The 1,497-nt window shown below is 40.4% G+C and carries 1 protein-coding gene; it reads right to left on the bottom strand.

Features of this window, described 5'->3' with window-relative positions; all coding sequences use genetic code 11:
* Positions 1 to 133: 133 nt before the first annotated feature.
* Positions 134 to 1,354, bottom strand: a complete 1,221-nt coding sequence (locus ACTHPA_RS18460) for an IS4 family transposase (RefSeq protein WP_440502413.1) — start codon at positions 1,352 to 1,354, stop codon at positions 134 to 136.
* Between the last annotated feature and the right edge of the window lie 143 nt (positions 1,355 to 1,497).

Here is a 1,497-nt window from a genome sequence, read left to right as displayed (position 1 = left end):
CATTAGCGTTGCACGGATACCGTAAAAAGTTATTACTTTCATTTTTTACCAGTCGACTTGCTGTAAATAAATTCAAAAAGGGAACAGGACTGTAATGACGATCCAGTTCCCTTTTTTTGACATTCATTTTACTTTACTTGTTTTTTCTTTTATTGATAAAATGCATGCTATTAATCGGATTCACAATCGCAAAATCTTCTCCATACCGGATCTCTTTTGGTTGAGCGTTCGGTATTTTTTGTCGTCCCTTGCTCTTTCTCAACCTTCGGTTGAAATCTTGTAATAGCTTCTTAACCGGGACAAAAAGGTACTGTTGCATGGTCCGCATGAACGTCCATATTGTCTTTGTTGGTTGATAGATTAGCCTCATGATTTCCGTTAAAGCAAAAGTGATTAGAGCGATAAACATCTGGTTCCAGATACCGACTGGCGATAGGCTGAAAAGGTGTTTCACTCTGACGTGTTGTTTTAACCATTTGAAGAAAAGCTCTATATACCAACGGTTCTTGTAGGTATCCAGGATTTCTTCTTCGCTCAGTTCCAGGTTATTTGTAATCAAATGAAATGATGTTCCTTCATCATCTAAGAATTCAATGTAACGTACTGGCTCTTTTCGTGTGATGATAGAAACCACTTCGTTTTTGATCACTTTTGGATGTGTTGGCGTTTGTACCTTCAATGTTTCCACAGTGAAAGTCTTTCTAACTCGTACAAGAAATTGAATCTTCTGAGCCAACCACCCACCCATTTTTGTTTTGTGGGCATAACCTCGATCCATTACGTACAATGCTCCGTCTGCGTCAATGATATGATTCACGGCATCAGAATCCGCAATATTCCCGGTAGATGGAATCATCTTTTCAGGAAAGACGCTCGAAGAGGAGGAAGCTACCATTCTTACATGGAGCTTGATTCCGCAGGAATCTTTGGAAACAGCAGTCCAATTAAGTGCGTTTTTCGGTAGTTTTATGTAAGTGCCATCGATAATTCGGATGGGACCCACATTCTTATTCAGACCTGGTGCATTTCCTTGCAACGCCCTATAGGCCACTGCTAATCTACCCAGGAGATCTGCTAAATCCCCCGTGTTCATTTGGTTTAGCCGCCTGCTTAGCTGGGAGTGACTGACTGAATTGACGCCGATTTCTTGTTGAAAGTCCCTTTTTGACCGGATGCCAACTTCAATTTCCCTAAGACTTTCCCACTTGCATAGTTGCGCCATTATGAAGATTTTCACCACCGATAGGTCGGTGAGCTTTTGTGTTTGATAATTCATCACTGGGCAATCCAAGACATTCACCGGTAATTTAGATAAGTATTGACGAAAGACTAAATTTTGGTTTACACTTTTCATGAGCTTGCTCCTTTTGATAGTGTAGGGAACTGATTTAGTCGTCGTACCCTACCTACATTAGGAGCTTTTTTGTGTTTATTCAAGCAATAGTATTCATTAAAGTGGACCATTTTCCAGATATTCCTTGACCTGCAACGCTAATG

This window comes from Sporosarcina sp. SAFN-015 (assembly GCF_051966875.1).
Lineage (GTDB): Bacteria > Bacillota > Bacilli > Bacillales_A > Planococcaceae > Sporosarcina.
The sequence above is the reverse complement of the archived record's forward strand: the minus strand, read 5'-3'. Positions and strand labels throughout refer to the sequence as shown.